We start from the raw sequence: 26,821 nt of genomic DNA on the forward strand, positions 1-26,821 counted from the left end.
TAACCGGACGTTAGCTAGATTGAATTATAAAGCGGAGCCTGTTCGGTCAGAAGCGAGAAAAAATAACAAGATGGCTTTTGAAGACGCACTTTGTCTTCATTAAAGACAGCTGAGTTTTTCTCGTAGCTTTCTAACAGGCGCAGCTAGATTGATTATAAAGCGGAGCCTGTTCGGTCAGAAGCGAGAAAAAATACAAGATGGCTTTTGAAGACGCACTTTGTCTTCATAAAGACAGCTGATTTTTCTCGAGCTTCTAACAGGCGCAGCTAGATTGATTATAAAGCGGAGTCCGTTTGGTCAGAAGCGAGAACATTAAGGATCAACGCTAAGTTCGCGCCATCCTGCCGCAACGCCTTGTACCCACGTCCTGTGGGCAAGAACAGCTGATGAAGACGCACTTTGTCTTCACTCAGATGGGCGATTTTTCTCGAGCTTCTAACGGACGTAGCTAGATTGATTATAAAGCGGAGCCTGTTCGGTCAGAAGCGAGAACATTAAGGATCAACGCTAAGTTCGCGCCATCCTGCCGCAACGCCTTGTACCCACGTCCTGTGGGCAAGAACAGCTTTTGAAGACGCACTTTGTCTTCATAAAGACAGCTGATTTTTCTCGAGCTTCTAACAGGCGCAGCTAGATTTATCTTTATTTTGAACAGAAAAAGGAAAGTTTAAACAATGGTGTAGCGGTATGGATAGAATAAGAGTGGCATTGTGTTGTAAAAGCGTTGAACTGTAAAGAGCTAGAGATACGACGGTAGATGTGGAAAAAAGCTGAAATTTGAGTCGTGAAGATTCATTACGTAACAGAGAACATAAAAAGGCACTTCCTGCTGGAAAAGAATAGGAGTGCCCTTAATAAGATGCTTTTTTATTTTTTCCTCTTTTTGTTGGCTTTATTATGGCCGTTATCGATTATTTCACTTGCTACTTCTTCATTAAACATCGATTCTGTCGGTGTTTGATTATTGGTTTCGGCTTTATTTTTCTGTCTATTTCGTTTTTTCAACTTGATTAGCTCCTTTCGTTGTATAAAGTATCATTCATTGTTACTATTTGATTAATCATTATTTCTATACAAAAGAGGGTGTCATTTTGGCTAAAGGTAAATTTTATGTTGTTTGGGAAGGTAGAGAAAAAGGGATTTTCACGACATGGGCAGAATGTGAAAAACAAGTAAAGGGCTATCAAGGGGCTCGATTTAAATCGTTCCCGACCGAAAAGGAAGCGAAGGCAGCTTTTGCGAATCGACCTTCTTCCGGTGCCAAAAAAAGTGGGCCCAAAAAATCGGCAAAGGTAAAGGTTGATCCATCGGAAATTATTTGGGATAGCATTTCAGTTGATGTTGGGAGTAAGGGGAACCCTGGTATCATTGAATACAAAGGTGTCGATACCAAAACAGGTGAAATTTTATTTGCTCATGATGAAATCCCCGTTGGCACAAATAATATGGGGGAATTTCTTGCGATTGTGCATGGACTAGCGTATTTAAAAGAACAAGGGAGCACCAAACCGATTTATTCAGATTCCGTAACAGGTATGAAATGGGTTAAGCAAAAAAAAGCCAATGCGACATTAGTTCGTAATAAGGAGACTGCTTATATTTGGGAACTAGTAGAACGAGCAGAGCAATGGTTACATGAAAACCGTTATGAGAATCAAATCATTAAGTGGCAAACGGAATCATGGGGAGAAATTAAGGCCGATTATGGAAGGAAATAAAACGGAACATCAATCGAGAAAGGGTGATGCACTTGTACACACAATTACGCATGAAGCAAAAAGAGTTTTTTTATGAAGGGGAAACGAAGAAGCTTGATTTTAGATTGGCACAACTTGAGAAGCTAAAAGCAGTTTTAAAGGAAAATGAAAGCTTATTTTTTGATGCGTTAGCAAAAGACTTAAACAAAAGCAAAGAAGAAGCTTTTTTGACGGAAATGTCGATGCTTTATCAAGAAATTAATCATATGAAAAAACATCTAGCTGATTGGATGAAGCCGGAAAAGGTAAAAACGGTGGCTACACATGTAGGGTCTCAAGGGGTGATTCAGCATGAACCATATGGAGTAGCGTTAATTATTGCTCCGTGGAATTACCCTGTGCAATTAGCTTTTTCACCTCTAATTGGGGCGATTGCGGCTGGGAATTGTGCGGTTATTAAACCTTCTGAACTGACACCTAATGTATCTAGAGCGATCACAAATGTTGTTAATGCAGCTTTCCCACAAGAGTATATTCATGTCGTGGAAGGAGCGGTGGAAGAAAGCCAAGCCTTACTTGCTGAGTCATTTGATTATATCTTTTTTACAGGAAGTGTTGGCGTAGGGAAAATCGTCATGGAGGCAGCAGCCAAACATTTAACACCATTGACGCTTGAGTTAGGTGGGAAAAGTCCGGTTATTGTTGATAAGGATGCAAAACTGAACTTGGCCGCAAAACGGATTGTTTTTGGAAAATATTTAAATGCAGGTCAAACTTGTGTTGCCCCTGATTATTTATTAGTTGATGAAGAGGTGAAGGAAGAATTTCTCACCGAATTAAAAAAGGAAATAAAACGTTTTAAAGAAGATAAAGTGAAAAAAGGCAAATATGTGCGTATTGTGAGCGATAGACATTTTAAGCGGTTAGTGAAATTCCTTGATGAGGGAGACGTTATTATTGGTGGTGAATATGAGGAAGGTTCATTGAAATTAGAACCGACTGTTTTAGAGAATGTCTCGATGACTTCGGCTTTAATGGAAGAAGAAATCTTTGGTCCGATTTTACCTGTTTTTGTTTATAAAAATTTAACTGAAGTCTTTTCAATCGTCAGGGAACGACCAAATCCGCTTGCTCTTTATTTGTTTACGGAAAATAAAGAGGTCGAACAAAAAGTATTAGAAAGTCTTTCTTTTGGAGGCGGCTGTGTGAATGATACAGTCATGCATTTAGCGACTCCATATTTGCCATTTGGTGGAGTTGGTGAAAGTGGGATGGGAGCTTATCATGGCTATGAAAGCTTTAATGCCTTTTCACATCGAAAGAGCATTTTGAAGCAAACGACTAAATTTGATCTAGCCGTTCGCTATAAACAAAACAAATTAACGACGAACATTTTAAAGAAATTAGTGAAATAGACTTTTAAACTTGCAGTATTTTGCGGGGAAGGAGGGATGAATTGATTAAAAGAACTTTCAATGAGGCATTCCGTTTATTACATAATAGTTGGCTAAGAGTAATTGGGATTGTCTTATTGGTTTATTTTATCAAAGTAGCAGCCGGTACACTTCCTATATCAGGAACTGTGGTTATTGAAATGAATCCATTCTATGTTTTAACATCAAATACTTTAACGACTTTATTATTTGGGGCATTGCTTAATAGTATTTTGTTTTTTATTATGATTGATTACATTTTGCTGTCACAACATACGATGCGAAGGCGTTTTGTGACTGCTTGTTCATATCCATTTCGTAATCCGAAACTTTTATATAAAGGTGTTATCGTTTTAGCGATTAGTTATTTATTGCTTCATATTATCGGCATGATGAGTATTTATGCAGTGATTGGTTCTCTTTTTACTGCTTCTGTTGGTTTCAACATCAGATTATTCATCGTTCTATTCATCTATTTACTCATTTTTGCTTTGATTATTTGGTTATATTTAGGTATATCTCAATCATTGTATATTTTATACGATGATCCAGACATTAGCGTTTTTAGAAGTATAAAAAGAAGCTTTTTCCTCATGAAAGGAGCTCGCTGGTCATTAATTGGTTTTATTGTATTATCATTTATTGGAATGATAATAGGGACGTTATTATTAGTTGTGACAGGATTTATAATCTTAGTTATTTATGAGGTAGGTCGATTAGCATTCTACCAAACTTTATTACAAAGGAAACGACAAAAGGAATGGCAAGATAAGATCAAAGAGAGCAATTAATAAACAGTGTTACCGGTTTTAGCGTCAAAAAGCAAAGTGGCTAAGTATCGAAGTTCTCATTTAGTACCGTTAGTTTAATTATTCACATTTTCACTTCTGTTTCATAGAATACAAGAAGCACTTCTCCTTCAATTCTAGCTTTCTATTTTTTAGAAAGTAGGAGCGAAATGGGAGAGGTGCTTTTTAAGAGAGATTAATGGAGCTAGAAGGAGTTAGCGCAGGCGGAGAAAGGAAATCATAGGGGGGCAATGATGTCAAAAGCTATTGAATAAAAGCCAGAAAGGGAATCATACGTCCGCAATGAAGTCAAAAGCTATTGAATCAGAGCCGCAAAGGGAATCATACGTCCGCAATGAAGTCAAAAGCCATTGAATCAAAGCCGCAAAGGGAATCATAGGCCTCCAATGAAACCAAAAACCAATGAACCAAAGCCAGAAAGGGAATCATAAGCGACCAATGAACCCAAAGCCAGCCAACTGAACAAAACGAAAGGTCTCATTCAGCCCCTACGAAGGTAGTCTGTCAGCTAGACTCAACATAAATATTAGATTATACTGAATATTATTAAAATAATCCGTGTATTCAGAGATTCTAAGAGAGAAGGGGTTCTTTCATGCCAATACATAATGACGCACAACATTATCCATATTATTCCAAAAGAAATGTTACTTTTGCGAAAAAGGGGATGGTGGCGACCTCACAGCCATTAGCAGCACAAGCTGGATTAGATATGCTTAAAAAGGGTGGAAATGCGATTGACGCTGCGATTGCAACGGCCGCTTGTTTAACTGTTGTTGAACCGACTTCTAATGGAATTGGCTCTGATTGTTTTGCCCTCGTCTGGGTGAACAATGAACTTTATGGTTTGAATGGGAGTGGACAAGCGCCAAAAGGACTCTCAATTGAGGTGGTCAATCAAGCAGGGTACATAGACGAGATGCCACGGTATGGCATGATTCCAGTGACGGTTCCAGGAAGTCCACGTGCATGGGCTGAGTTATCGAGGAGGTTTGGCAAGCTTCCATTTACTGCTCTGTTGGAGCCAGCGATTGATTATGCCGAAAATGGTTACCCCGTATCACCTACCTTAGCGAAAAATTGGCAAAAAGCTTTTGAACTTTATCAAACTATTTTAACGGATCAAGTGTTTAAAACGTGGTTTCTAACTTTTGCTCCGAATGGTCAACCTCCAAAAGCAGGCGAGATATGGCGCTCTCCTGAACAGGCCGCCACGTTAAGAGAATTGGCTAAGACAGAGGCCGAATCTTTTTATACAGGTCCATTAGCGGATAAAATAAGTGAACATTTTCAAAAGTATGGTGGTTTTTTAAGAAAAGAGGACTTAGAAGCATATCAGCCAGAGTGGGTTAATCCGATTTCGATTGATTACCGTGGTTATCAAGTTTGGGAAATTCCGCCGAACGGTCAAGGGCTTGTCGCTTTAGAAACGCTCAAAATATTAGAAGGTTACACGTTTAATGAAAGAAATTATGTTGAAACATATCATAAACAAATTGAAGCAATGAAACTAGCGTTTGTCGATGGTATGACTTATATTACTGACCCATCAGAAATGAAGGTAAATCCAGAGCAGCTCCTATCAGAAGAATATATTTCTAAAAGAAGAGCATTAATTGGTGAAAAAGCTCTTACACCAAAACCAGGTCAACCACTTGGGGGAGGAACGGTTTATATTGCTACAGCGGATGCGGATGGAAATATGGTTTCGTTTATCCAAAGTAATTATAATGGCTTTGGCTCTGGAGTAGTGGTTCCAGGGACAGGAATTGCGATGCAAAACCGAGGCCATAACTTCTCCCTGAATAAAGACCATGATAATGCGTTAAGACCTGGAAAACGGACGTATCATACGATTATTCCTGGCTTTTTAACAAAAGGTGGTCACGCAGTCGGGCCTTTTGGAGTGATGGGCGAATTTATGCAGCCACAAGGTCATGTTCAGGTCATAATGAATTCGATTGATTTTAAACTTAATCCACAGGCCGCTTTAGATGCACCACGCTGGATGTGGAAAAAGGATAAGGTGGTCTTTTTGGAGCAATCATTCCCAGCAGATATCGCTAAACAGTTAAGCCGTTTAGGCCATCAAATCGAAATTACGGTTGATGAAGCTCCTTTTGGTAGAGGACAGATCATTTGGCGTGATCCGGAATCAGGTGTCTTGTGTGGGGGGACTGAGTCGCGAACAGATGGCTGTATTGCTGCCTGGTAGTTGATTATAGAAATTCTAATTATTAAGTTTAGGGTAGCCTAGTTACTTTACAACATGAGTAGGTTACCCTCTTTTTTTGAACCTCCCTTTACTTCTGTTATTCCATCTATTTTACTTTTTATGAAGGAAAAAGGATATTTTTGTCTAAATAGGTAGATGGTAGTACTGCTTTGTTGGAAGAGGAAAAATAAAAACTGACAGTGCTTCTAAGAAAATCATACGATTAAAGGAGTTTGTATATTGTGAACATTAATGACATTCAAACATTAGCTCAATCATTAAAAAAAAATGTACAAAAAGTAATTGTTGGTAAGGATGAGATCCTTGATTTATTGTTAGTTGGATTATTTTCATCAAGCCATGTGTTATTGGATGATGTACCAGGTACGGGAAAGACTTTATTAGCAAAAGCGATGTCTAAGTCGTTAGGGGTTCAGTTTAAAAGGATTCAATTTACACCGGATTTATTGCCAACAGATTTAACAGGCATTCAATTTTATAATCAAAAACTAGGTGAATTTGAATTTAGAGCAGGACCGTTATTTACAAATTTACTGCTAGCTGATGAAATCAATCGAGCAACGCCAAGAACTCAATCTAGTCTACTTGAGTGTATGGAGGAGAGACAAGTGACAATTGATGGAGAGACACATCAATTAAATCGTCCATTTATGGTAATTGCCACCCAAAACCCTGTTGAGAGTCAAGGGACATTTCCGTTACCAGAGGCACAGCTTGACCGATTTTTGTTGAAAATATCGATGGGCTATCCTTCTAAAGAAGACGGTATTTCAATCTTAAAGCGCTTTAAAGAAACAAATCCTTTAGATAGTTTACAAGCGGTTGCCAGTCAAGAGGATATTATAAAAGCACAGGACATTTATTCAAATGTTTATGTGAGTGATGAGTTATTATCATACATAATGGAAATTGTTGAAAAAACGAGAAGCCATCCAGATATTGAGCTTGGTGTAAGTCCACGTGGTAGTCAAGCCTTACTTAAAGCGGTGCAAGTTTTTGCGATTTTGCAAGGGCGTGATTATGTTGAGCCAGATGATATTAAGAAACTATGTAAGCCAGTCCTAAGTCACAGAATCGTTTCCAAACAGTTGTATCAAGAAGCTTCTCTACATGATCAATTAATCGAAAAAATCCTCACTGATGTTGAAGTACCCGTAGAGAAAGAATTGTTACAAAAAGGAGCGAATAGATAAGATGGCGGTTGCTGCATTAGTGACGATTACAGCATTGCTCGTATTTATTCAAATGTCTTGTTACCAAAAGTGGGCATTAAACGATGTCGAGTATGAACGCTATATGAATGATCGGGCGGTTTTTGCTGGTGAAAGAACTGAAATGACCGAAATTATTGTTAATCGAAAGCTGTTACCCTTACCATGGATTCGCTTGGAATCAAAAATGGATAAAAGTTTAAGGTTTAAGTCGCAAGAAAACCTGTCGATTGTTGGGGAGGCCTATCATCGAAGTTTATTTACGCTAGCACCGTATCAAAAAGTGAAACGACGTCACCAGATTGAATGTACAAAAAGAGGTTATTATCCGCTTAAATCTGTCACGATGACGAGTGGGGATCTGTTTGGTTTTGCACAGCCATATGAGACAAGAAAAGTTGAATGTGAATTGCTTGTCTATCCGAAGCTTTTACATATAAATGAGTTGCCGTTGCCATCTAAAAGCTGGCAAGGGGATACGATTGTGAGACGGTGGATTCAGGAGGACCCGTTTGTGAATGCGGGGGTTCGTCCATATGGTCCAAATGATACGTTAAAAAGTGTTAATTGGAATGCCTCTGTTCGGACCGGTGACTTGCAGGTCAATAAAAAGGATTACACGGCAGATTATCACCTAATGATTTATATTAATTTTGATCAAAACTATCAGAATTGGTCTAGAGAGCGATATGAAGACTTAATGGAAATGGCGATATCTTATGCGGCTACTATGGCAACGTATACGATAAAAAATGGAATTGAAACAGGGTTCGGGTGTAATTCTTATACATTGGATACGGAACAAAAAATCACCAATTTTAAGCAACCGATTCGGATGATCCCAAAGGCTAGTAAGGCTCAATTACATGCGATCTATGAAAAGTTAGCGAAATTACATTTAACTAAAAGTATTTCGTTTGCACAGTTTTTACAGCAAGATATTGAGGCAAGACAGTCAGGGAAAGATATTTTTATTATGACGGAAATGGTTGATGTGGAAATGAAAAAACAAATTGAAACACTGAAGAGATTAGGAAATTCCGTTGAAATCATTTGGTTAAAAGATGTGGAAAATAAAAAGCAAGCATAGGGGTTGGTGAGTGAAGTTGGATGTGGGTTTATTTTTTAGAAAATGGGCTAAATCACTGTTAGAGTTGCTTGTTTTCTTTCCATTAATCTTGTACATAGGGATTGTTGCTAATTCGGAGCAAGTCATTTGGGTCTGGTTCATCATCGTTTATCTCATGTTTGGAATCAGTTTATTCTTAGGAAAAGGGCTTCAATTAAAGCAACGGTGGTCACGAGTGTTTGTTGCGTTTGTGCTTGCTTTTTTTATTTCGTTCCTGTTGTTACCAGCAAGTGGACCATCTTTAGTGCTCGTTTTTACTTTTTTGGTTGCAGTTAGTATGAGGGCTTTCTATTATAGCCGTAACTATATAGAAGATTTAGTACCGGTTCAGTTGATGTGGTTCGGGTTGCTTGGCTATTTCTTTGCATCTTTCTTTTTCCGAATGTATATGATATTGGCACCATATGAAGCTCTTCTGAATGGAGTAGGTGTTTTTTATGTTGTTATTACTTTATTTTATACGAATATAAGGCATTTAAAAGAAGCTACGCTAGTAAATCGGGTAAACCCATTTTTAAGTAAAGCGACGAAAAGACAAAATCGACTTTATTTAATCGGTTTTATTGCTTTTCTTTTGTTTGTTGTTGGTGGACGTTATATTCAGGAAGCCATTCGCTTTTTATGGAATGGATTTATTTATCTTATTACACTCATTTCTCCTGATTTTTCTGGAGAGTCAAATTTTGTCCCACCCGCGTTTGAAGAAGACGAATTATCATTGATGGACCTTGGAGGGAATAGTGAAGTAGAAGGAAGCGTTCCTTGGGTTAATGCGTTTGTGCTTTTTTTTATTCTTGTCACTGTCCTCTTCTTTGTTATTTTAATTCTTAGTAAGTCTAAGCGTTTCGTAAGCTGGCTCCAAAAAGGAATGAATGGTTTCTTTTCGAATTCTAAGCAAAAAGATGAGGAAGCTTTTGTTGATGAAAAAGAAAAACTTATGACATTAAGTGATTTACGTAAGCAATGGCAGAAAAGAACAAAGGAATGGTTTCAAACGAAGCTATCACGAAAGCCAACCATTGACGATTTCGAAACGAATCAAGAGAAGATCCGTTTTCTATTTAAACAGTTGATGAAAAAAGAAAAGCTTAATGGTTTTTCTATCCATAAAAGTGACACAGCACATGAGTTATTGCTTTTATTAGAACAAGAGAAGCAAACATCCAAAAGGGAATTTCATTTATTGAATGACCGTTACAATTTAGCAAGGTATGGGCTAGATTCAATTGCAATAAAAAATAAAGATGTTGAACAGTTAAAAAAGTGGATTGATGAGATGAGTTTACAGGATCAAAATCATCATAAATAGATGACTTTTTTGAGTAAGCCAGGGGGGATGGGAGTTGAGTCAACTTTTTCTAAAAAAATGGGCAAAAGGCTTGCTGGAATGGCTCATCTTTTTCCCTTTACTCTTATATGTCGGTGCTGTCTCTTTTTCAGGTGTTTTTGTTTTCGTTTGGCCAGTCTTTTTATATCTATTATTTGGATTTAGTTTAATAGTGGGGATGAAGTTTTATTTTACGGTACGTTGGACTAGACTTATTTTTGCTTGTCCTTTTGCTATTCTGATTCCAGTGATAGCCCAAGTGTCTTTTATTACAGGGTTTGTCCTTAGTCTTGTTATCCTAGTTGTAGTGAATCGAGGGTTTTATTATAGTCGAGAAGTGCTAGAGGATTTAGTTTCATTACGTTTGGTCTTGTTTGGGTTTGTTTTGTATTTCTTTGCGACGTTTCTTTATCGCTTGTACCCAGTGTTAACTCCATTTGAGACAGTTCTAAATATAATAGGAATTCTTTTTGTGAGTACGATGCTCTTTTATATAAATCGAACCTTTTTAAAACAAGTTACTCTCGTTGAACGAGGAAAGCCATTTTTAAGTCAAGCAACGAAAAGACAAAATATTTTTTATTTAGTAAGTTTTATTTCGTTATTGCTGTTTTTAGTTAATGGACAATTTATTCAACCGGCTCTGTTAAAAGTATGGCGGACCTTTATCGCTTTTTTAAACTTGTTTAGAATAGAAGGAGTAGAGAGTCCATGGGCTGAATATGATTTTTGGGAGGAAGAGGAGGAATTAATATCTGAGATAGGCATGGAGGAAGTGATTGAGAAAGGCCCTAATATGGCACTAATTATTGGAATTATTATTAGCAGCTTATTTGTTTTCCTTTTCTTGATTTTACTTCTTCATTTTTTTAGGAACTCGAAATCCTATTACGTTTGGTTCAAAAGTAAGTTAATCGGTGTCTTTAATTATCAGGTCCAAAATCAAGAGGAAGGCTTTGTTGATGAGGAAGAGCGACTCCTTTCTTTTAAGAAATGGATGAGGACATACAAAGCTTGGCTTCAAACGGCTCTTGAACGTAGAGGAAAGTTTACGGATTTAGAGACTAACCAAGAGAAGGTCCGCTACTTATTTACTCAACTAATGTTGAAAGAACAGAAAAATGGATTGAAATTGCAAAAGAGTGATACTGCCCATGAGTTATTGCAGCAGATCATAGCGCAAGATAGGGAAGAAAAGAATGGTCTTTATGAATTGAGTCATCAATATCATAGTGCTCGTTATGGCTATCGGGATATCCCGGATCATGAAGTCGAGAAGCTACATCAGTGGATAGAAAAGAGGCAGGCAGTTTATAAGAAAAGAAAGTATAAAGACGAATGAAAATGGAGCGAGTGGGCTAGACTCAATCGCTTTTTCAAATGAAAAAAGAGGCGTTGCATTAAAGCTGCAATCCGCCTCGACTTTTAAAACGTCTTAACAAAATATGGCTTTCCACTCGTGTAATCCCTTTCAAAGCGTACAGTTCTTCATTAATAAAATATTCAAGTTCATCAAAGTCATTCACTAAAACATGCATATGTAATGTACTAGGGCCTGTCATTTGATAACAACTAGCTACTTTAGCGTTTTCGGCCAGTTCCTCAGCGACTGAAACTAATGAAGTCGGCTCGCAATCGACTTCAAAAAAAGCCGATACTTTTTTTCCGACTTTATCAGAGTTAATGACAACGCTAAATTTCTCGATGATTCCTTCATCCATTAGTTGATTGATTCGTTCTCGAATGGCGACACGCGATAACCCGAGTTCTTTGGCGATATCAACGTACGACATTCGCCCGTTCTCCGTTAATAGTTCTAAAATTTTTCGATCAGTCACATCTAATTTCATCTGAATCGTTTCCCCTCAATAATTTCATCGTAATCGGATTTGATTAACCGCTTCCAATAATAGTAAAATAAATAGCTCCTTGTCTCTATTATAAGCCAATGCCAATTTTATGCAATACGTTAGAAAAGGAGGTTTGAACGAAATGAAAGTATTTATTTAAAATTAATTCCTTTTGTAAATCTAAAAATGATAGAGTATAATCAAATTAATATAAAAATAGAGTTATAGTTAACAAAAGTAAAGTGAGGGAATGCTATGGATTGGAGGAAGCAAAGAAATATCTTTATTGCATTTTTTCGTTCGGGGATGCTTGGGTATGGTGGTGGCCCATCGACAATACCGCTCGTACATAAAGAGGTCGTTCACACATTTAAGTGGTTAACTGATGAGGAGTTTGGTGATGTTTTAGCGTTAGGAAATGCCTTACCTGGGCCGATTAACACAAAAATGAGTGGATATATTGGTTATAAAGTCGGGGGCTGGGTCGGATTAATAAATGCCATTATTGCAACGATAATGCCAACAGTCCTATTAATGATCGGTTTAATTGGCCTTCTAAGCCAATTTCGAGATTCTCGAATTGTGGCCGGAATGACAGAAGCTGTTGCTCCAGTTGTTGGGGTAATGCTTGCGACCTTAACTTATGGTTTTTTAAAGCAATCAAAGGGTGGAATTGGTTGGGGTTGGATGATTGTGTTAACGCTTATTAGTTTACTCTTGTACCAATTTGTAGGGGTTCATCCGGCTATTATTATCGCTGTTTTACTTGTTTACGCATTATTAAAAAGAGATAAACCAAAAGAAGAAGTGCCAAATCAAAGGGAGGGAGAGTCATGATTTATTGGGAAATCTTTTTAGCCTTTTTTATCCCTGGTATCGTTGGATATGGGGGCGGCCCAGCGACGATCCCGCTCATTCAAGAAGAGGTGGTTCATACTTATGGTTGGCTATCAACGGAACGATTTGGGGAATTGTTGGCTATTGGAAATGCCCTACCAGGACCAATTGCGACAAAAATGGCTGGTTATATTGGATTTGAAGTTGGAGGTGTTCTTGGAGCAGCTATTGCTCTTTTTGCTACTGTTGCACCGTCCTTACTAGCCATGATTTTTTTACTTAGTATTTTGTATAAGTTTAAAAATTCACCGAAAGTAAAACGAATGACAACTTTAGTCAAACCTACGATTGCTGTATTACTTGGAGTCATGGCATTTGAATTTTTCTTTTCTTCTTATGAAAACTCAGGCGTATGGCAAATGATTTTTTTAACAATAGTGAGCTTTCTTTTATTAGAGAAATGGAAAGTACATCCTGCTTTTGTGATTGTCGGAGCCCTTTTATATGGTGCCTTTTTTTTAGGACATACGTAATAATTTTAGGTGAGGTATCTCAAATTGAGCAGATGGAACCTATGTCGTCTTTGCCAGTGGGTAGTAATAATACATAAAGAAACTACATGGAAATTATTTTAGAAAAATAAGGCTTCTACCCGAGTTATTGGTAGAGACCTTATTTTTTTTGATACTTTAATGCTTTACCATATGTGGATACAAGAAAATGTTAGAAAAATATTTTCACGAAATATCTAAAAAATACTGAATATTGTAAGTATTTTTGGTAAACTAGATGTTACGCAAGGCGAAATATCTAGGAGGGGATTAAATGAAGTATCCAATTACTTGGGATTTAGAAAGTGTATTTGCAGGTGGAAGTGAATCAAAGGAGTATGTAGCCTTTGTAGAAGAAACAGATGTATACATAAAAAAATTTAATGAACGTTTAGCAAAAGTGGATGATTCAGTAGAACAATTAGCTGAATTAATTGAAGATATTCAACAGCTTATGTTGAGAGCAAGACAATCAGGAGCTTTTATTAGTTGTTTGAGCTCAGCAAATGTCCAAGACAAAAAAGCCATTCAATGGTTAGGAACGATTCGTACACAAAGTAATAAAATTCAACAAATTTGGACGAAGATTGAAGAAAAAATTGTCGCTTTTTCAGAAGAAAAATGGCAAGAGCTTCTTAAGCACGAGAAATTACAACCGATCGTTTTTTCATTAAATGAAAGCCGTGAAAAGGCAAAGGATAAATTACCTCCTGATCAGGAAAGATTAGCGTCTAAGTTAGCAATTGATGGATATCATTCTTGGGGTTCATTTTATAATCAATTAGTTGGTGATATGGAATTTCCATTTGAAGAAGATGGGGAAGAAAAACGATTGTCAGCTGGGCAAATTCAAAACCGCATGAATCATTCGGATCGTGATGTGAGGAAGCGTGCTTTCTTTGCCTCTGAAAAAGGATGGGAGCAAAAAGCTGATACGTTTGCAACTACTCTTAATTCATTAGCTGGATTCCGTTTGCAGTTATATGATGCACGAGGTTGGGAAAATGTCTTAAAAGAGCCTCTAGACATAAATCGGATGCAAGAACAAACATTAGATACAATGTGGAATACCATCGAAGAAAATAAGCCGATGCTTCACCAATTTATGGAGCGAAAAGCAAGACTTTTAAACATTGATCAGCTGGCATTCTACGATGTTTTTGCTCCGCTTCCAGTTGATGGTGATGAGAAAATTAGTTATGATGATGCATGCGATTTAATTATTAAACATTTTAAAACGATTAGCCCTAAACTTGCTAATTTTGCTGAAATGGCTTTACGAGATGGTTGGATTGAAGCAGAGGATCGTCCAGGAAAGCGCCCAGGCGGTTTTTGCACGAGCTTACCTTTATCTGGAACCGAGGGTGAATCCCGAATTTTTATGACCTATGATGGCAGTCTTGCTAATGTTGCTACATTAGCCCATGAACTTGGTCACGCCTATCATAGCCATTGCTTAAAGGAATTAAAACCATTTGCGCGTAGTTATGCGATGAATGTTGCGGAAACAGCGTCTACTTTTGCAGAAAATATTGTGGCGGATGCACTAGTTAAAGAAGCTCAAAGTGAGGATTTACGCCTGTCATTATTAGAAAATAAAATATCACGGTCGCTTGCTTTCTTTATGAATATTCATGCCCGGTTTATTTTTGAGAAAAACTTCTATGAGGCAAGAAAGAGTGGCACGTTATCCGCTGCTGATTTGAATCAACTGATGGAAGAGGCCCAAAAGCAAGCATTTGGAAACGCCTTAAGTGAGTATTCGCCAACTTTCTGGGCATCTAAACTACATTTCCATATTACTGGAGTACCATTCTACAACTTCCCTTATACGTTTGGATTCCTATTTAGCTTAGGGATTTATAAACGAGCACTTGATGCTGGTTTGAGCTTTGAGGATAACTATATTGATTTATTAAAGGACACCGCAAGTATGAAGGTTGAAGAATTAGCTGATAAGCACTTAGGTGTGGATTTAACACAAGCCGAATTTTGGCAAGATGCCCTTAATGTTGTCAAAGAAGACATTGAAGAATTCCTTAAATTAACTGAGGAAAAGATAGCTGCAAAATAAGAGGAAACTGGTTATTGAATAGCTGATGATACGAACTGCCTGTAAAGTGATTAACTCGACTTTATAGGTAGTTTTTTGTGGAGAAATTTAAATTTCGAATAACTTCTATGTTTAGAATGAAGAAGAAAGGAACTACTCTAATGTCGTTTTGATGACCTTGAAGTAGCTCCATTTTTTTGAGAAAATAAAGTTTTATATTAACTGCTTTTAATCGAATCGTCGGCATTTCTTTCATCAATTCTTTTTTCGATTTCAGATAATGCTTTCGGATCGTTTAGTAGATTTTCTTTATTTTTCTTAATTAATTCCTCTAATGAAATATGTTGTTTTCTCATTAACCTCAGTCCTTTAATTAATTAAATTTCTATTTAGTACTATTATACCAGCTAATCGGCCAATTAGTTGAATAAATTGTTAAAATTATTTGAAAAATAAATTAATTAAACCGCAGATTGTGTACTTCTATGAGGCGTTCTATTTACATAAACTGTTACAAAATGTGTAATGAATGGATGTGACGGTGATTTTTAATCAAAGAGCCCTTAATCTGACTAAACTTGAAAATATGTTAAGGACCGAGAGCCCGGATGTTTTGACATTAGATTATTTATCAACAAGAACGGATAATCTCGAGGCAAAGGAGTTATGGCGAATACTAGTATCAAGTAGACGGCAGCATTATGAATGGTTAAAAACCTTCTTTATTAATGTTAGTGGACGCCTTCCAGCAGTCGATCAAAATACATTTGTTAGACCTTCCTCTTATGAAAGTGGGTTGAATGAACAAATTAATGAGTATCAAGAAAGGTTACGTGCTCTGAATCAATTACTAAATGAAGCATCTAATCAATATGAATCAGAATATTTAAGGGTCGTGATTTATTATTTTGAACAGGAAGGAATTTTATTAACACAACTAAGTCAGATGCGAAGTGAGAGGGGATAATTTTTTACTCATAAAAATAAATAAACTTATTCATACTAACAAGAAGAATGTGCTTGTTTAAATTTAGTAAGCTTTTTAGACGGTTGTTTACTGCGGAGCTTATCGTAATTGGTACATCCCATGGGCTTATTTTAAAGCAATGAGAAAACTGTCTGCTCTTGAAAATATCGTTATATTAGTTACTCAACTTTCGCATCGAGAAAATCCGTTCAACTAGTTGGCAGAGCGAAAGGGAAGCTCTTAAACAAATGCCCTTGACACGTTTGAAAAGCGAGAACGCACTATCACACCAAACGGATAAACTGTGCAGTAAGAAAAAATAATAGGCCCTCTGGCGGTCGCTCCCAAACAGACACTCCGCGTCCTGCAGGAACCTCATGAGCCTCCTCAGCACGCTTGCGGGGTCTCATTGGACGGTTTATTCCTGCGGGAGTCTCCGTGTCTGTTTGTCCGCTAGGTAATGGAATCGAATCTAGGTTCGGTTTTCTCATTAGAATAAAAAATAGGTGGCAACTACCTATTTAGTTCCATAACCATTAAAGTTAAGAAGAAGGTTCTTCTGCGTTAGAAATAGCTGATTGAGAATGGCCATATCATCAAGCATCTCCCCTACACTTAGCGGACAAAACCATACGGAGACTCCCGCAGGAATAAACCGTGGAGCGAGACCCCACAGGTGTACCGAGGAGGCTCGCCAGGTTCCTGCAGGACGCGGAGTATGGTTTTGGTAGCGACAGCCGAAGCACTTCATTTTAGTGAACAGATTCCTTAAACAGCCTACGAAGAGATGTGTTCAGACTGTCAACGATTGAACCGTCCATGTAAAGTCAATTTGAGTATGGTATCGCCCTAAAATCGATCTCTATCAACGGTTAATGGTCAATCATACGCTGCGAAAGTTGAGTTAGTTAGTATACTCACCAACTCCATACCCTACGCGTTCCGCGGGTGAATCGGGAGCCTCCTCTCGGTGAGCCGCTGCGGGGTCTCCCGTATTTTACTTATCCCGCAGGCGTCTCTGGGTATTGCGATGGCTCCGTTTGGTTAATGAGAAAACGGTTTGATGTTATAATTGACGATCTTGATGATAACTTGATTGTTTAGGGGTGTAATTCTACGTGAGCGAGTAAATAAGAATTATAAAAAGGCTTAAGATAAACAAAAAACATTCTTGATTTTAATGCTAAAACACTTTACAAAGTTAAAGTGATTTGTTAGAATATTTTTAAGATTCTTTATATAAAAGGTTCTTTTTTGAAACAAAACTGAGCGAGTGTTCGTTAGCTAAAAAATAGAGAAAGGGAGAGGATCATGACGGTTTCAGAGCAAAAAATGATTGAAGATATGCAGGAGAAGCTAGAACAGTTATCACTTGAATTAAAGAAGCTGAAAGAAAAGCCTTATACAAGTACACAATTTGAACGAACGGAAGCGGATGATTTTCTTCTTCAAACATATAATTAACAATAAAAACTACTCAGGTTTTGATAAGCTTGGGTAGTTTTTTTGTGGAACAAATTATCATTTTATTTCTTTTTTCAACAGATTATTGGTAAAATAATCTTATTGGATAAATACATGAGGAGGATTTGTGATGGACAATTTGGACAGGAAAGTGCGGACATCAAAAACCTGCAGTAAAGCAACCAAAGGATTATGGATAGGGGGAGCTGTTCTGTTAACAGCGGTACTCTTAAAAAAAGACTGGCGGGACAAGCTCATTTCAGAGGCAACTGAATTAAAAAAATGTTCCGTAAATGCCTATGAATTTGTTAAAGATAATCGCGAACAAATTATTGAACAAGTCCGTCACACCGCCAATGAGGTTTCTGAAGTGGTACGAGGAATTAGTGACGATGTAAAAAAAATTGGTGAGAGTGCGGCCCATTTAAAAGAAAGCTCTGAGGAGTTAATCAAAACAACAAAAGAAAGTGCACAAGAAATTAAAGAATTAAAAATAAAAAATCATGAATAAAAACCAAAAGCTTGGTTATCATAATAACCGAGGCAGACATTTATTGTTTCCTCAAAACTAATCACATATAGCAAATGTTCAAAGTTGCAATAGGAATAGAGCTATTTTTGTTGTTGTGATTACCGATGAGGTGATTCCATTGAACAGGGATAAGGATTTTTCATTTTGGTAAATCAAAATGAGATGAGGTGTCTCCAAAAGACAAAAATCGTTTCGACCCCAGATTGTTTATTGAATACAAGCTGTGATTAGAAAATGAAGGTGGTCACATTTCGTTGGCCACCTTCTTTATTTCTTAAGGGGAGTGAGTTCAATGAGTGACAAAAAGAAAAGAAAACAAAAATCAGGAAAAAACCAGGAAAGCAAACATAAAACAAGTGGTTCTGCTAATAAAAAGAATACGTATCATTAATGAATTAACTAGGGCACACTCAAATGCCCACTAATGGAAAAGAACCTCGAGTGGTGTTAAAGCTTCTCGGGGTTCTTTTGTTATATAAGTTGGTCTCAATCGCTCTTTAACGACTAAAATGGAGCTGGTGGAGTATACCAGTTCAACCAAACTTGACTCTAACTAACAGGAGAGTATTTCAATGTATTATTTCCGCGGAAATAGTCGAATAAAGCAATAATTTTATTAAGTATTGGATATTTTATTACAGAATCGCTCAAACTAACTTTAATAAAAATCTGAATCACAAAAAATGAAGGAGGAATCATTGATGAAACGATTTTTCGTTTTATTCATCGCTCTTTTAATCGTGTTCCCAAGTGTCAGCTTTGCCACTGATGTAGATACAAATAAAGAAGATAAAAAACAAAAAGATAAACAAACAGAAGAAAAAAAGTCAGAAGAACAACCAGAAGTTGAAAAGAAATCTTTTGAAATTCCTAACTCTGTTTTGAATATCGCTAAGGATAATACGTACACAAATCCCACTCAAGAACAACCATATTTGCAGCCAAGTGAACTGGCTCAGGAGTTAATTGAGACAAGTGAAGCTGTAAGTATTGAAAACCCTGACCTTGTTAAGATTTTAAATGAATCGACGATCCAGTATCCTAAATTAGCAATCGCTTTTCGGGCCTCAATTTATTTAGGTGAGTGGCCGCTTTCCTATGAGTCAGAAGCAACAGAAGTTAATTGGGAGTATCAGAAAGTGAATACTAATTATGTGGATAATCGCGGTGGAAACAATGCACATAAGCTAACGTATTATCAAGAGCAGCAAAAGAAAATTGCAGGTGGATTGACAGCGAAAATTCCAAATAGTGAAGCTGTCCAAAAAATGATGATGATTAAAGCGACAGAAGTGACCCATCTTCCATTATCTTTTGATACTGTGATAGGACAAGGAACGAAGAAAACACAAACCTATAATGTTGCCCCAAGGCAGGTCGGTTATTTACATAGCTATGTACCAGCTGTACATGAAACAGGAAAAGTAACTTATGGAGAAGTGTATTTAACGTTTAAAGGTGGAAAGCCAACGCTAGAAGTGAAAAATGTGACACAGCAAGGAATTGGTGCATGGATTCCGATCCAAGATCATTTGTCCTTTACGTTTATTGCAGCGAATCAACCTAGATAAAAACCAAAAAGCGTATCCCTATTATTTTAGGGTATACGCTTTTTTCTTATATATTGGTCGACCGTTTTGTAAAATCGATTTTTGGATAATAGGCGTCTTTAACGAGGACATTCGGTCCAAGACATTGAACGCTTGGGCAGTGACAATTTAATGATTGAGCAATACTTGATTCCATCCAGGTTGTGTATGCATCAGGTAAAGTTGTCGTTTGAATATTTCCAAGTGGTGGTGTATCACCGAAGTCGGTTACGATAATGTCACCGTCAAAAATATTCACATTTAAGCGAGAACGGCCATCAGGATCATTACGAACTGTTACATTTTTTTCACTAAATAACCGCTTTTGTAACTTTAAATCATCATCATTATCACTACATGGATAAAACGGTAGTGTTCCAAAAAGCATCCAGACATCTTGATTTCTCGTATCTAAGAGCCGGTGAATCCCTGTGCGGATATCTTCTAAGGAAGCCACTTCAAGAGCGCTGGCAAAATCGCTAGGGTACATAGAAGGTAAAGAATCTTGCATTTTTAAAACATTAGACTCATTAAGGAATCCTGAGGGGTACATAGGGTGAATCTCATGCCTAGCACAGTTCATCTCTTCTACTACTTCCTTATGAATACTTTCAATATAAGGGAGTGTTCTGCTGTTTAGCATGGTTTCAGCAGATACTATAACTCCTCTCTCAGAAAGAGCCTTTGCATTGCTTTTCATTCCCTCAAAGAGTGCCTTTCTCTGTTCCCTTGATGGTTTTCTTTTGCTGTAGGCAAAGCCAACATCTATAAACTCATCTACTGTAGTCCAGTTGTGAGAAATGTGTAGGACATCTAAATAAGGAATTACATGCTCATATCTGTCTAATGGTAAAGTAAGGTTTGAATTTATCTGAGTGTATATGCCTCTTTCATGAGCATATTTAAGTATAGGTACTACATAATTCTTAACTGATTTCATATTCATCATAGGCTCTCCACCTGTGATGCTGATTGTTCTTAATGTGGGTATTTCATCTAACCTTTGTAAGATAAGTTCTAAAGGTAAAGCCTCAGGGTCTTTAAAGTCTAAATTTTGACCTACAGCACAGTGAGCACATCTCATATTACACATATTTGTAGTTGTAAACTCTACACTGGATAAGACCTGCTTACCATGTTTATCTACATCTAAGTAAGCCTCCCAAGCATCATTAACAGGTGTCTGTTTACTTTTGGTAATCGTTTTATATTGTGTCATTCTCAATTCTCCTATCTTATTACTACTTCATCATTATGAGTAATTAGGGTAACATATGTCAATGTCGCAAAACTCATCGATCTATTGAATGTATTAAATCTTGCATCTAAGTAAGTTGTTGGTATAATGAGCTTTAGACAACATCATAGCACAGTAGGGAGAGGGATAAATGGTTAAGAAAGAACTTGTAGCCCTGTATGTAAGAAAGAGTAGGCTAAAGGATGTTGACTCTATGGAGATTAGTAGACAAATAGAGTTATTAACTGATTATGCAGATAAGAACAATATAGAGTATGAAATATTCTCTGAGGAAGGTAGCTCTGAGGACTTTGGTAGACCTGAGTTTCAAAGGATGATAATGGATATAAAGCGAGGTAAGTTTGAGGGTATCTTAGTAACTGATTTAGATAGGATTACAAGGGATAGAACTGACTTTGGTTTATTTACTAGGATACTACAGTATGAGGGGTTAGTCTTACATACTCTAAGCAAATCTTACAGCTTTCTGAATGATGAGGATATGTTGATGTTAGGTAGGCAGTCAGAGATGGATAATCACTTTATGAGGATGACAAAGAGAAAGCTCAGGAGAGGTAGGATACAAGCAATTAAAAAGGGGGTTTACTTTGGGATAGCTCCTTATGGATATACAAAAGATGATAAGACTAAACATTTAAAGTCTCAGTCAGTAGAGGCAGAAACAGTTAGGGAGATATACAGGCTCTATGTTCATGAGGGATTAAATCAGGCTGAGATATGTGAACAGTTGACACTAAGGGGTAAGCTAACTAGGGCAGGAAAGCCTTTCACAGTTAGAGCTGTATCCTTAATTCTTTCTAATGTAGCTTACCGAGGGATAGTACATTATGAGTTAGAAGGGGATGAGCCTATACATGTAGAGGATGCTCATGAGGCTTTAATAGATGTAGATACATTCAACAAAGCTCAGGTAATCAGGGCAGAGAAAAGAAAAGTACCTCAGTCTAGTCAGAGAGGTGTCTACACTCTTTCTAAGCTGTTAGTATGTCCTAAATGTCATCAAACTTTATCTTTTTGTATGAAATACAATAAAAGGTCTGCTAGGAATGTACTAGACAAGTCTCAGCGAGAGCTGTATGTACTTAACTGCCATGCTTCCAAAGGTCAGAAAGCTAAAGCTGAGTCAAAGGGGAAGCCTAGATGCAGTAACAATGGTATTAGGTCAGCAAGAGTTTTAAAGAAGGTGTTGGATGAGTTAAGGTTATATCTGCAAGAATTAGATAAAAAGATAGAGGCTATATTGGAGGGGGATGACTCTTTCCTAAGCTTAGTGGCAAGAAAACAGCAAGAACTGACTCTTAGATACAATCAGTTGGATGACCAAAAGAAAAGAATCCAAGATGGATTTAAAGTAGGTATCTATACACAGGATGAAGCTAGTGAGGAGATAAAGTCTATCAGGAGGACTCAACTAGTGTTGAAGCAGGAGCTACAGGACTTAGAGGGAGCAGATGTAAAGGCTGAGTTTGACAGAAAGAAACAGCAAAAGATTAAAATTGAGCAATTACTCTTAATGGATAATGATGCTAATCCTACAAAAGCTAATAAGTTATTACATGAGCTTATAGATAAGGTGTACTACTGGAAAGAAAAGTCTGATGTAGGAGGAGAAAAGACTTTTGAGATAAAGGTAGAATACAAGTAGAGAGAGGAACTGAATGAGCAGATTGCTAGGCAACTAATAAGATACAGACATTCTCTAGACAGGAGGCTCAGCTTAATGAGATGCTGAACAATCTACAGAAGAGAGCTAAGTCCTTATTGTAAAAATTGCAAGGCTTAGCAGAAGTACAGCAGACTTCCCAGAGATTGTACAGCTAATAAAGGATAAAGGAACTATATTAAAGAGTATAAACGTAATTTCTTGAATTTCAAAAGCCTATTCATTAAGAGAAAAGTTCTTCCATTGAGACTCGTCATTTAATTTGTTAAACTAACAGAAGTAATATAATGATGTCCAATGCGTAAATAACTCAAAAATTTGAGTAGGGATAAATAATAATACCATATGATTAAAAGGAGCGAATTATTTTGGGTGGAGCGATTTATGATAAAAAGGAACAAATGAATTATTTACAAGCACGTTTTGAAATGGTGATGAATATGCTTGATGCAATAGATCCGGAAGAAGCAGGAGTAGAAGAAATTGATCGTTTAATTACAATGCTTGATGAGATTGAAAACAAATGCAAACAGTTTAGACATGATTGGTCTGAATAGTAAGGAGCGAAGTCGATGAACTTATATTTGATCCGTCACGGCCAATCAGAAGGGAATCGTTTAAAAAAAATTCAAGGTACGATGGATTTTCCTTTGTCTGAAGAGGGAAAAAAGCAGGTCGAATTGCTCGGTGAACGCTTTGCCTCCATCAAACTTGACCACCTTTATTCAAGTGACTTGACCCGTGCCAGTAGCACGGCCGATGCGATTGCGGCCCACAAGAAAATGACTGTGCATAAATGGGATAAATTAAGAGAAGTTGAGCTCGGACCACTTCAAGGGAAGACACGAGTTCAAATTTATGAAGAATTTCCACAAGCAAATAAAAATTCACTAATAACATCGGGAGTTGACGGAACTGAAACAGTTGAACAATTAGAAGCTAGATGTAACTATATTTTAGAGCAACTTCTTTTAGCTCATAGAGGGAAAAATATAGCTCTCGTTTCACATGGTGGCTTTTTGAGTGTCCTTATGATGTATATTTTAACAGGTGAACAATGGATGAATTTCCACCGCCCATTCCGCTTCGGTAACACGAGTATTACCCACTTAGAGTGGCCACTCGATTCAGAAAAACCATATTTGCATTATATGAATGACTTGCAACATTTAAATGATCAAAATCAAGCAATGACGGATAGAAAGATTGATATTTTATAATAATTAGAGTGAACGCAATGAGGCTTAGGTTTTGTTGCGTTTTTTAGTATGTGCTCCTTTAACTTTTGGATAGTCTTCCTACAACAAAATCCAATTTCTACATGAACGCGTTTCCATTTTTGTTCTTTAAGAAAAGTGTGACAAGCAGTATAATAGGAGAGTAATAGTCTGTTTAGTGTTTGTTTTATGGGGGAAGTGTTGTTGAGGTGATGTGTACGATGGACGACATTTCTAGTGCTTTTATGGTTTTGAATTTTCAAATGTAAAAGGGAGTTGGATGTTGTGGAGAAATTGCAAGATAGTATTTATCAGTTGATTGTAGAAACATCTACAAATTTACCAAATGACGTTAGAAGAGCGATTAAAGCAGCAAAAGAAAAAGAAAATGCTGGGACTCGTGCCGCCCTATCATTAGGTACGATTACAGAAAATATTGAAATGGCCGATGAAAATATTTCGCCAATTTGTCAGGATACAGGAATGCCAACATTTGAAGTGAAAGTTCCCGTTGGTGTGAATCAAATTAAAATGAAAAAAGCGATTCACGAGGCAATCGCAAGAGCAACAAAGGATGCAAAATTGCGTCCGAACTCTGTTGACTCGTTAACAGGGAAAAATACAGGTGACAACTTAGGCGAAGGGACACCTGTTATTCATTTTGAACAGTGGGAAAAAGATGTCATTGATGTACGCCTTATTTTAAAAGGGGGCGGCTGTGAGAATAAAAACATTCAATATAGCTTACCGACTGAATTAGAAGGTTTAGGGCGTGCGGGTCGTGACCTTGATGGGATTCGAAAGTGTATCATGCATTCTGTCTATCAAGCACAAGGTCAAGGCTGTAGCGCGGGCTTCATCGGTGTAGGTATCGGTGGAGACCGGACAACGAGCTATTCATTAGCAAAAGAGCAATTATTCCGTACCGTTGATGATGTCAATCCAAACCTAGAGCTACAAAAGCTTGAGGATTATGTACTAGAAAATGCGAACAAACTTGGAATTGGAACGATGGGTTTCGGAGGAGAAGCGACTTTATTAGGCGTAAAAGTTGGAGCGATGAACCGTTTACCAGCTAGCTTCTTTGTATCTGTAGCGTACAACTGTTGGGCTTATCGCCGTCTTGGTGTCGTGTTAGATCAAGAAACGGGTGAAATTCAAGAATGGTTATATAAAGATGGAGAAAAAGTTGACCTAAACACAACAAATGAAGAAGTAGCCGCTACAGCTGAAGTTCAAGATGAAGTGCGTGAAGTGGTCTTACAAGCTCCGGTTACAGAGGAACAAATTCGCGAACTCAAAGTAGGGGACGTTGTCATTATTAATGGAATGATGCATACAGGTCGTGACGCGATTCATCATCATTTAATGGATCATGATGCCCCGATTGACTTGAATGGTCAAATTATTTATCACTGTGGTCCGGTTATGGCGAAGGACGCCGATGATAATTGGACGGTCAAAGCGGCAGGGCCAACGACAAGTATTCGTGAGGAACCTTATCAAGGCGACATCATGAAGAAATTTGGGATTCGTGCCGTCATCGGAAAAGGTGGAATGGGTCCAAAAACATTAAAAGCACTGGAAGAACATGGTGGTGTTTATTTAAATGCCATTGGTGGAGCAGCTCAGTACTATGCGGACTGTATTAAGGAAGTAAAAGGAGTTGATCTCATCGACTTTGGAATTCCAGAAGCAATGTGGCACCTAGAAGTAGAAGGGTTTGCAGCCATCGTGACCATGGATTCACACGGAAATAGTCTTCACGCTGATGTCGATAAATCATCATTAGAAAAGCTGGCTCAATTTAAAGAGCCAGTGTTTAAATAAGAGGTTAAGTCGGCTCGTCTATAAGTGAATCTCCTTATAGACGAGTTTTTTTGTGATCTTAACATGTAAAAAGAATAGAGTATTTACTGTATAATAAACATTCACATAAAAAAATAGTTTGAGAACTGTATTATCATAATATCTAAAAAGAATAGGAGATCAGAAAATGGTTAGATTTGGAGTTGTGGGAACGAATTGGATTACAGAGAGCTTGCTTGAGGCTGCAAAAGGTGTAACAGGCTTTGAATTAACAGCTGTTTATTCACGTGATAGTAAGAGAGCAGAAGAATTTGCAAGTAAATACGGCGTTACAAAAACGTTTACAAGTTTGGAGCAAATGGCGAGTAGTGAAGAAATTGATGCTGTGTATATCGCGACACCTAATTCTTATCATGCAGAACAAGCGATTTTATTTTTGCAAAATGGCAAGCATGTCTTATGTGAGAAACCGCTGGCAGCCAATGCAATGGAAGTAAAGACAATGATTCAAGTGGCAAAAGATCACAATGTCTTATTAATGGAAGCGATGAAATCAACTTTACTTCCCAACTTTAAAGTCATCCAGGAGAACCTAGATAAAATAGGTTCTATCCGTAAGTACTTTTCAAGCTACTGTCAATATTCTTCACGATATGATAAATATAAAGAAGGAATTATTCTGAATGCTTTTAACCCTAAGTATGCGAACGGCTCATTAATGGATCTAGGTATTTATTGCCTATACCCACTTATCGTCTTATTTGGCGAACCGAATGATGTGAAGGCAACCGGTAATCTTCTTGATTCAGGGGTAGATGGCGAGGGAAATATTATCTTAAAGTATGACGATAAAAATGCATCAATCATGCATTCTAAAATAACCAATTCTTATTTACCAACTGAAATCCAAGGTGAAAAGGGTAGTATAATTATTGATAAGATACATACACCCGAAAAAGTAGAGATTCACTACAAGGATGGCACGATAGAATCATTAACAGTAGAACAATCACACCCATCTATGTATTATGAAGTTCAAGAGTTTGTTGATATCATTCAGCAAGGCAGAACAGAATCAACGACAAATTCATACAAACACTCATACACTACGATGCAAATAATGGATAAGGTACGAGAGGAAATAGGGCTTGTTTTTCCAAGTGATCATAAATAACTACTTGCTGCATTA

24 protein-coding genes are annotated in these 26,821 nt (G+C 37.4%); 20 read left to right on the plus strand and 4 right to left on the minus strand.

Annotated features, from left to right (window positions below):
- Nucleotides 1–867 precede the first annotated feature (867 nt).
- Nucleotides 868–1,005: a hypothetical protein gene (locus BALCAV_RS22565; RefSeq protein ID WP_003324720.1), complete on the minus strand. Its 138-nt coding sequence runs from the start codon at nucleotides 1,003–1,005 to the stop codon at nucleotides 868–870.
- An 86-nt stretch (nucleotides 1,006–1,091) separates the two neighbouring features.
- On the opposite strand from BALCAV_RS22565, the gene rnhA reads away from it, so the two are divergent.
- The 8 genes from rnhA (at nucleotide 1,092) to BALCAV_RS13250 (ending at nucleotide 11,184) form a co-directional block, all read left to right on the plus strand.
- The gene (gene rnhA / locus BALCAV_RS13215; RefSeq protein ID WP_003324719.1) at nucleotides 1,092–1,718 is read left to right on the plus strand and encodes a ribonuclease H; all 627 of its coding nucleotides are present in this window, start codon (nucleotides 1,092–1,094) and stop codon (nucleotides 1,716–1,718) included.
- A 26-nt stretch (nucleotides 1,719–1,744) separates the two neighbouring features.
- Nucleotides 1,745–3,112 (plus strand): aldehyde dehydrogenase, encoded by a 1,368-nt coding sequence (locus tag BALCAV_RS13220; RefSeq protein WP_040324002.1) that lies wholly within the window; start codon nucleotides 1,745–1,747, stop codon nucleotides 3,110–3,112.
- A 41-nt stretch (nucleotides 3,113–3,153) separates the two neighbouring features.
- Nucleotides 3,154–3,921 (plus strand): DUF975 family protein, encoded by a 768-nt coding sequence (locus tag BALCAV_RS13225; protein ID WP_003324717.1) that lies wholly within the window; start codon nucleotides 3,154–3,156, stop codon nucleotides 3,919–3,921.
- A 613-nt stretch (nucleotides 3,922–4,534) separates the two neighbouring features.
- Nucleotides 4,535–6,154: a gamma-glutamyltransferase gene (gene ggt, locus BALCAV_RS13230; protein WP_003322098.1), complete on the plus strand. Its 1,620-nt coding sequence runs from the start codon at nucleotides 4,535–4,537 to the stop codon at nucleotides 6,152–6,154.
- Nucleotides 6,155–6,396: 242 nt separating this feature from the next.
- Nucleotides 6,397–7,368 carry an AAA family ATPase gene (locus tag BALCAV_RS13235; RefSeq protein ID WP_003322099.1) on the plus strand — a complete coding sequence of 324 codons (972 nt, stop codon included), beginning with the start codon at nucleotides 6,397–6,399 and terminating at the stop codon, nucleotides 7,366–7,368.
- Nucleotide 7,369: 1 nt separating this feature from the next.
- Nucleotides 7,370–8,476, plus strand: coding sequence for a DUF58 domain-containing protein (locus BALCAV_RS13240; protein ID WP_003322100.1), 1,107 nt, complete (start codon nucleotides 7,370–7,372; stop codon nucleotides 8,474–8,476).
- A gap of 10 nt (nucleotides 8,477–8,486) precedes the next feature.
- Complete coding sequence (locus tag BALCAV_RS13245) at nucleotides 8,487–9,824, plus strand: hypothetical protein (protein ID WP_003322101.1); 1,338 nt, start codon at nucleotides 8,487–8,489, stop codon at nucleotides 9,822–9,824.
- A gap of 34 nt (nucleotides 9,825–9,858) precedes the next feature.
- Nucleotides 9,859–11,184 carry a DUF4129 domain-containing protein gene (locus BALCAV_RS13250; protein WP_003322103.1) on the plus strand — a complete coding sequence of 442 codons (1,326 nt, stop codon included), beginning with the start codon at nucleotides 9,859–9,861 and terminating at the stop codon, nucleotides 11,182–11,184.
- 58 nt (nucleotides 11,185–11,242) lie between these two features.
- Here BALCAV_RS13250 and BALCAV_RS13255 read toward each other — a convergent pair whose 3' ends face one another.
- Nucleotides 11,243–11,692, minus strand: a complete 450-nt coding sequence (locus tag BALCAV_RS13255; protein WP_003322104.1) for an Lrp/AsnC family transcriptional regulator — start codon at nucleotides 11,690–11,692, stop codon at nucleotides 11,243–11,245.
- A gap of 255 nt (nucleotides 11,693–11,947) precedes the next feature.
- On the opposite strand from BALCAV_RS13255, the gene BALCAV_RS13260 reads away from it, so the two are divergent.
- The 3 genes from BALCAV_RS13260 (at nucleotide 11,948) to BALCAV_RS13270 (ending at nucleotide 15,154) form a co-directional block, all read left to right on the plus strand.
- A complete protein-coding gene (locus BALCAV_RS13260) occupies nucleotides 11,948–12,529 on the plus strand; it encodes a chromate transporter (RefSeq protein WP_003322105.1) in 582 nt (193 codons plus the stop codon).
- Entirely contained in the window at nucleotides 12,526–13,062 is a 537-nt protein-coding gene (locus tag BALCAV_RS13265) for a chromate transporter (protein WP_003322106.1), read from the plus strand. The genes BALCAV_RS13260 and BALCAV_RS13265 overlap by 4 nt, the downstream gene beginning before the upstream one ends.
- Nucleotides 13,063–13,354: 292 nt before the next feature.
- Complete coding sequence (locus tag BALCAV_RS13270) at nucleotides 13,355–15,154, plus strand: M3 family oligoendopeptidase (RefSeq protein WP_003322107.1); 1,800 nt, start codon at nucleotides 13,355–13,357, stop codon at nucleotides 15,152–15,154.
- A gap of 197 nt (nucleotides 15,155–15,351) precedes the next feature.
- Here BALCAV_RS13270 and BALCAV_RS21685 read toward each other — a convergent pair whose 3' ends face one another.
- A complete protein-coding gene (locus BALCAV_RS21685; protein ID WP_003322108.1) occupies nucleotides 15,352–15,489 on the minus strand; it encodes an FbpB family small basic protein in 138 nt (45 codons plus the stop codon).
- Nucleotides 15,490–15,746: 257 nt separating this feature from the next.
- Between BALCAV_RS21685 and BALCAV_RS13275 the strand changes: the two genes are divergently transcribed.
- The 4 genes from BALCAV_RS13275 to BALCAV_RS13285 all read left to right on the plus strand — a co-directional run bounded on the left by BALCAV_RS13275 (nucleotide 15,747) and on the right by BALCAV_RS13285 (nucleotide 19,667).
- The gene (locus BALCAV_RS13275; RefSeq protein ID WP_152563053.1) at nucleotides 15,747–16,100 is read left to right on the plus strand and encodes a hypothetical protein; all 354 of its coding nucleotides are present in this window, start codon (nucleotides 15,747–15,749) and stop codon (nucleotides 16,098–16,100) included.
- A 1,311-nt stretch (nucleotides 16,101–17,411) separates the two neighbouring features.
- The gene (locus tag BALCAV_RS22340; protein WP_160173416.1) at nucleotides 17,412–17,564 is read left to right on the plus strand and encodes a hypothetical protein; all 153 of its coding nucleotides are present in this window, start codon (nucleotides 17,412–17,414) and stop codon (nucleotides 17,562–17,564) included.
- A 130-nt stretch (nucleotides 17,565–17,694) separates the two neighbouring features.
- Nucleotides 17,695–18,075: a hypothetical protein gene (locus tag BALCAV_RS13280; protein ID WP_003321656.1), complete on the plus strand. Its 381-nt coding sequence runs from the start codon at nucleotides 17,695–17,697 to the stop codon at nucleotides 18,073–18,075.
- Between the two features lie 722 nt (nucleotides 18,076–18,797).
- Nucleotides 18,798–19,667 (plus strand): YfkD famly protein, encoded by an 870-nt coding sequence (locus BALCAV_RS13285; protein ID WP_003321657.1) that lies wholly within the window; start codon nucleotides 18,798–18,800, stop codon nucleotides 19,665–19,667.
- A gap of 46 nt (nucleotides 19,668–19,713) precedes the next feature.
- Here BALCAV_RS13285 and yfkAB read toward each other — a convergent pair whose 3' ends face one another.
- Complete coding sequence (gene yfkAB, locus BALCAV_RS13290; RefSeq protein ID WP_003321659.1) at nucleotides 19,714–20,904, minus strand: radical SAM/CxCxxxxC motif protein YfkAB; 1,191 nt, start codon at nucleotides 20,902–20,904, stop codon at nucleotides 19,714–19,716.
- A gap of 169 nt (nucleotides 20,905–21,073) precedes the next feature.
- Here yfkAB and BALCAV_RS13295 point away from each other — a divergent pair, with 169 nt between their 5' ends.
- The 5 genes from BALCAV_RS13295 to BALCAV_RS13315 all read left to right on the plus strand — a co-directional run bounded on the left by BALCAV_RS13295 (nucleotide 21,074) and on the right by BALCAV_RS13315 (nucleotide 26,806).
- A complete protein-coding gene (locus tag BALCAV_RS13295) occupies nucleotides 21,074–22,588 on the plus strand; it encodes a recombinase family protein (RefSeq protein ID WP_003321660.1) in 1,515 nt (504 codons plus the stop codon).
- Nucleotides 22,589–22,974: 386 nt separating this feature from the next.
- Nucleotides 22,975–23,163 carry an SE1561 family protein gene (locus BALCAV_RS13300; RefSeq protein ID WP_003321661.1) on the plus strand — a complete coding sequence of 63 codons (189 nt, stop codon included), beginning with the start codon at nucleotides 22,975–22,977 and terminating at the stop codon, nucleotides 23,161–23,163.
- A 15-nt stretch (nucleotides 23,164–23,178) separates the two neighbouring features.
- The gene (locus tag BALCAV_RS13305) at nucleotides 23,179–23,826 is read left to right on the plus strand and encodes a histidine phosphatase family protein (protein WP_003321662.1); all 648 of its coding nucleotides are present in this window, start codon (nucleotides 23,179–23,181) and stop codon (nucleotides 23,824–23,826) included.
- 282 nt (nucleotides 23,827–24,108) lie between these two features.
- Nucleotides 24,109–25,653, plus strand: coding sequence for a fumarate hydratase (locus BALCAV_RS13310; protein ID WP_003321663.1), 1,545 nt, complete (start codon nucleotides 24,109–24,111; stop codon nucleotides 25,651–25,653).
- 166 nt (nucleotides 25,654–25,819) lie between these two features.
- Entirely contained in the window at nucleotides 25,820–26,806 is a 987-nt protein-coding gene (locus BALCAV_RS13315; protein WP_003321664.1) for a Gfo/Idh/MocA family protein, read from the plus strand.
- The last annotated feature ends 15 nt before the right edge of the window (nucleotides 26,807–26,821 follow it).

Origin of the sequence: Alkalihalobacillus alcalophilus ATCC 27647 = CGMCC 1.3604 (genome assembly GCF_000292245.2) — a bacterium.
Classification (GTDB): domain Bacteria; phylum Bacillota; class Bacilli; order Bacillales; family Bacillaceae_D; genus Alkalihalobacillus; species Alkalihalobacillus alcalophilus.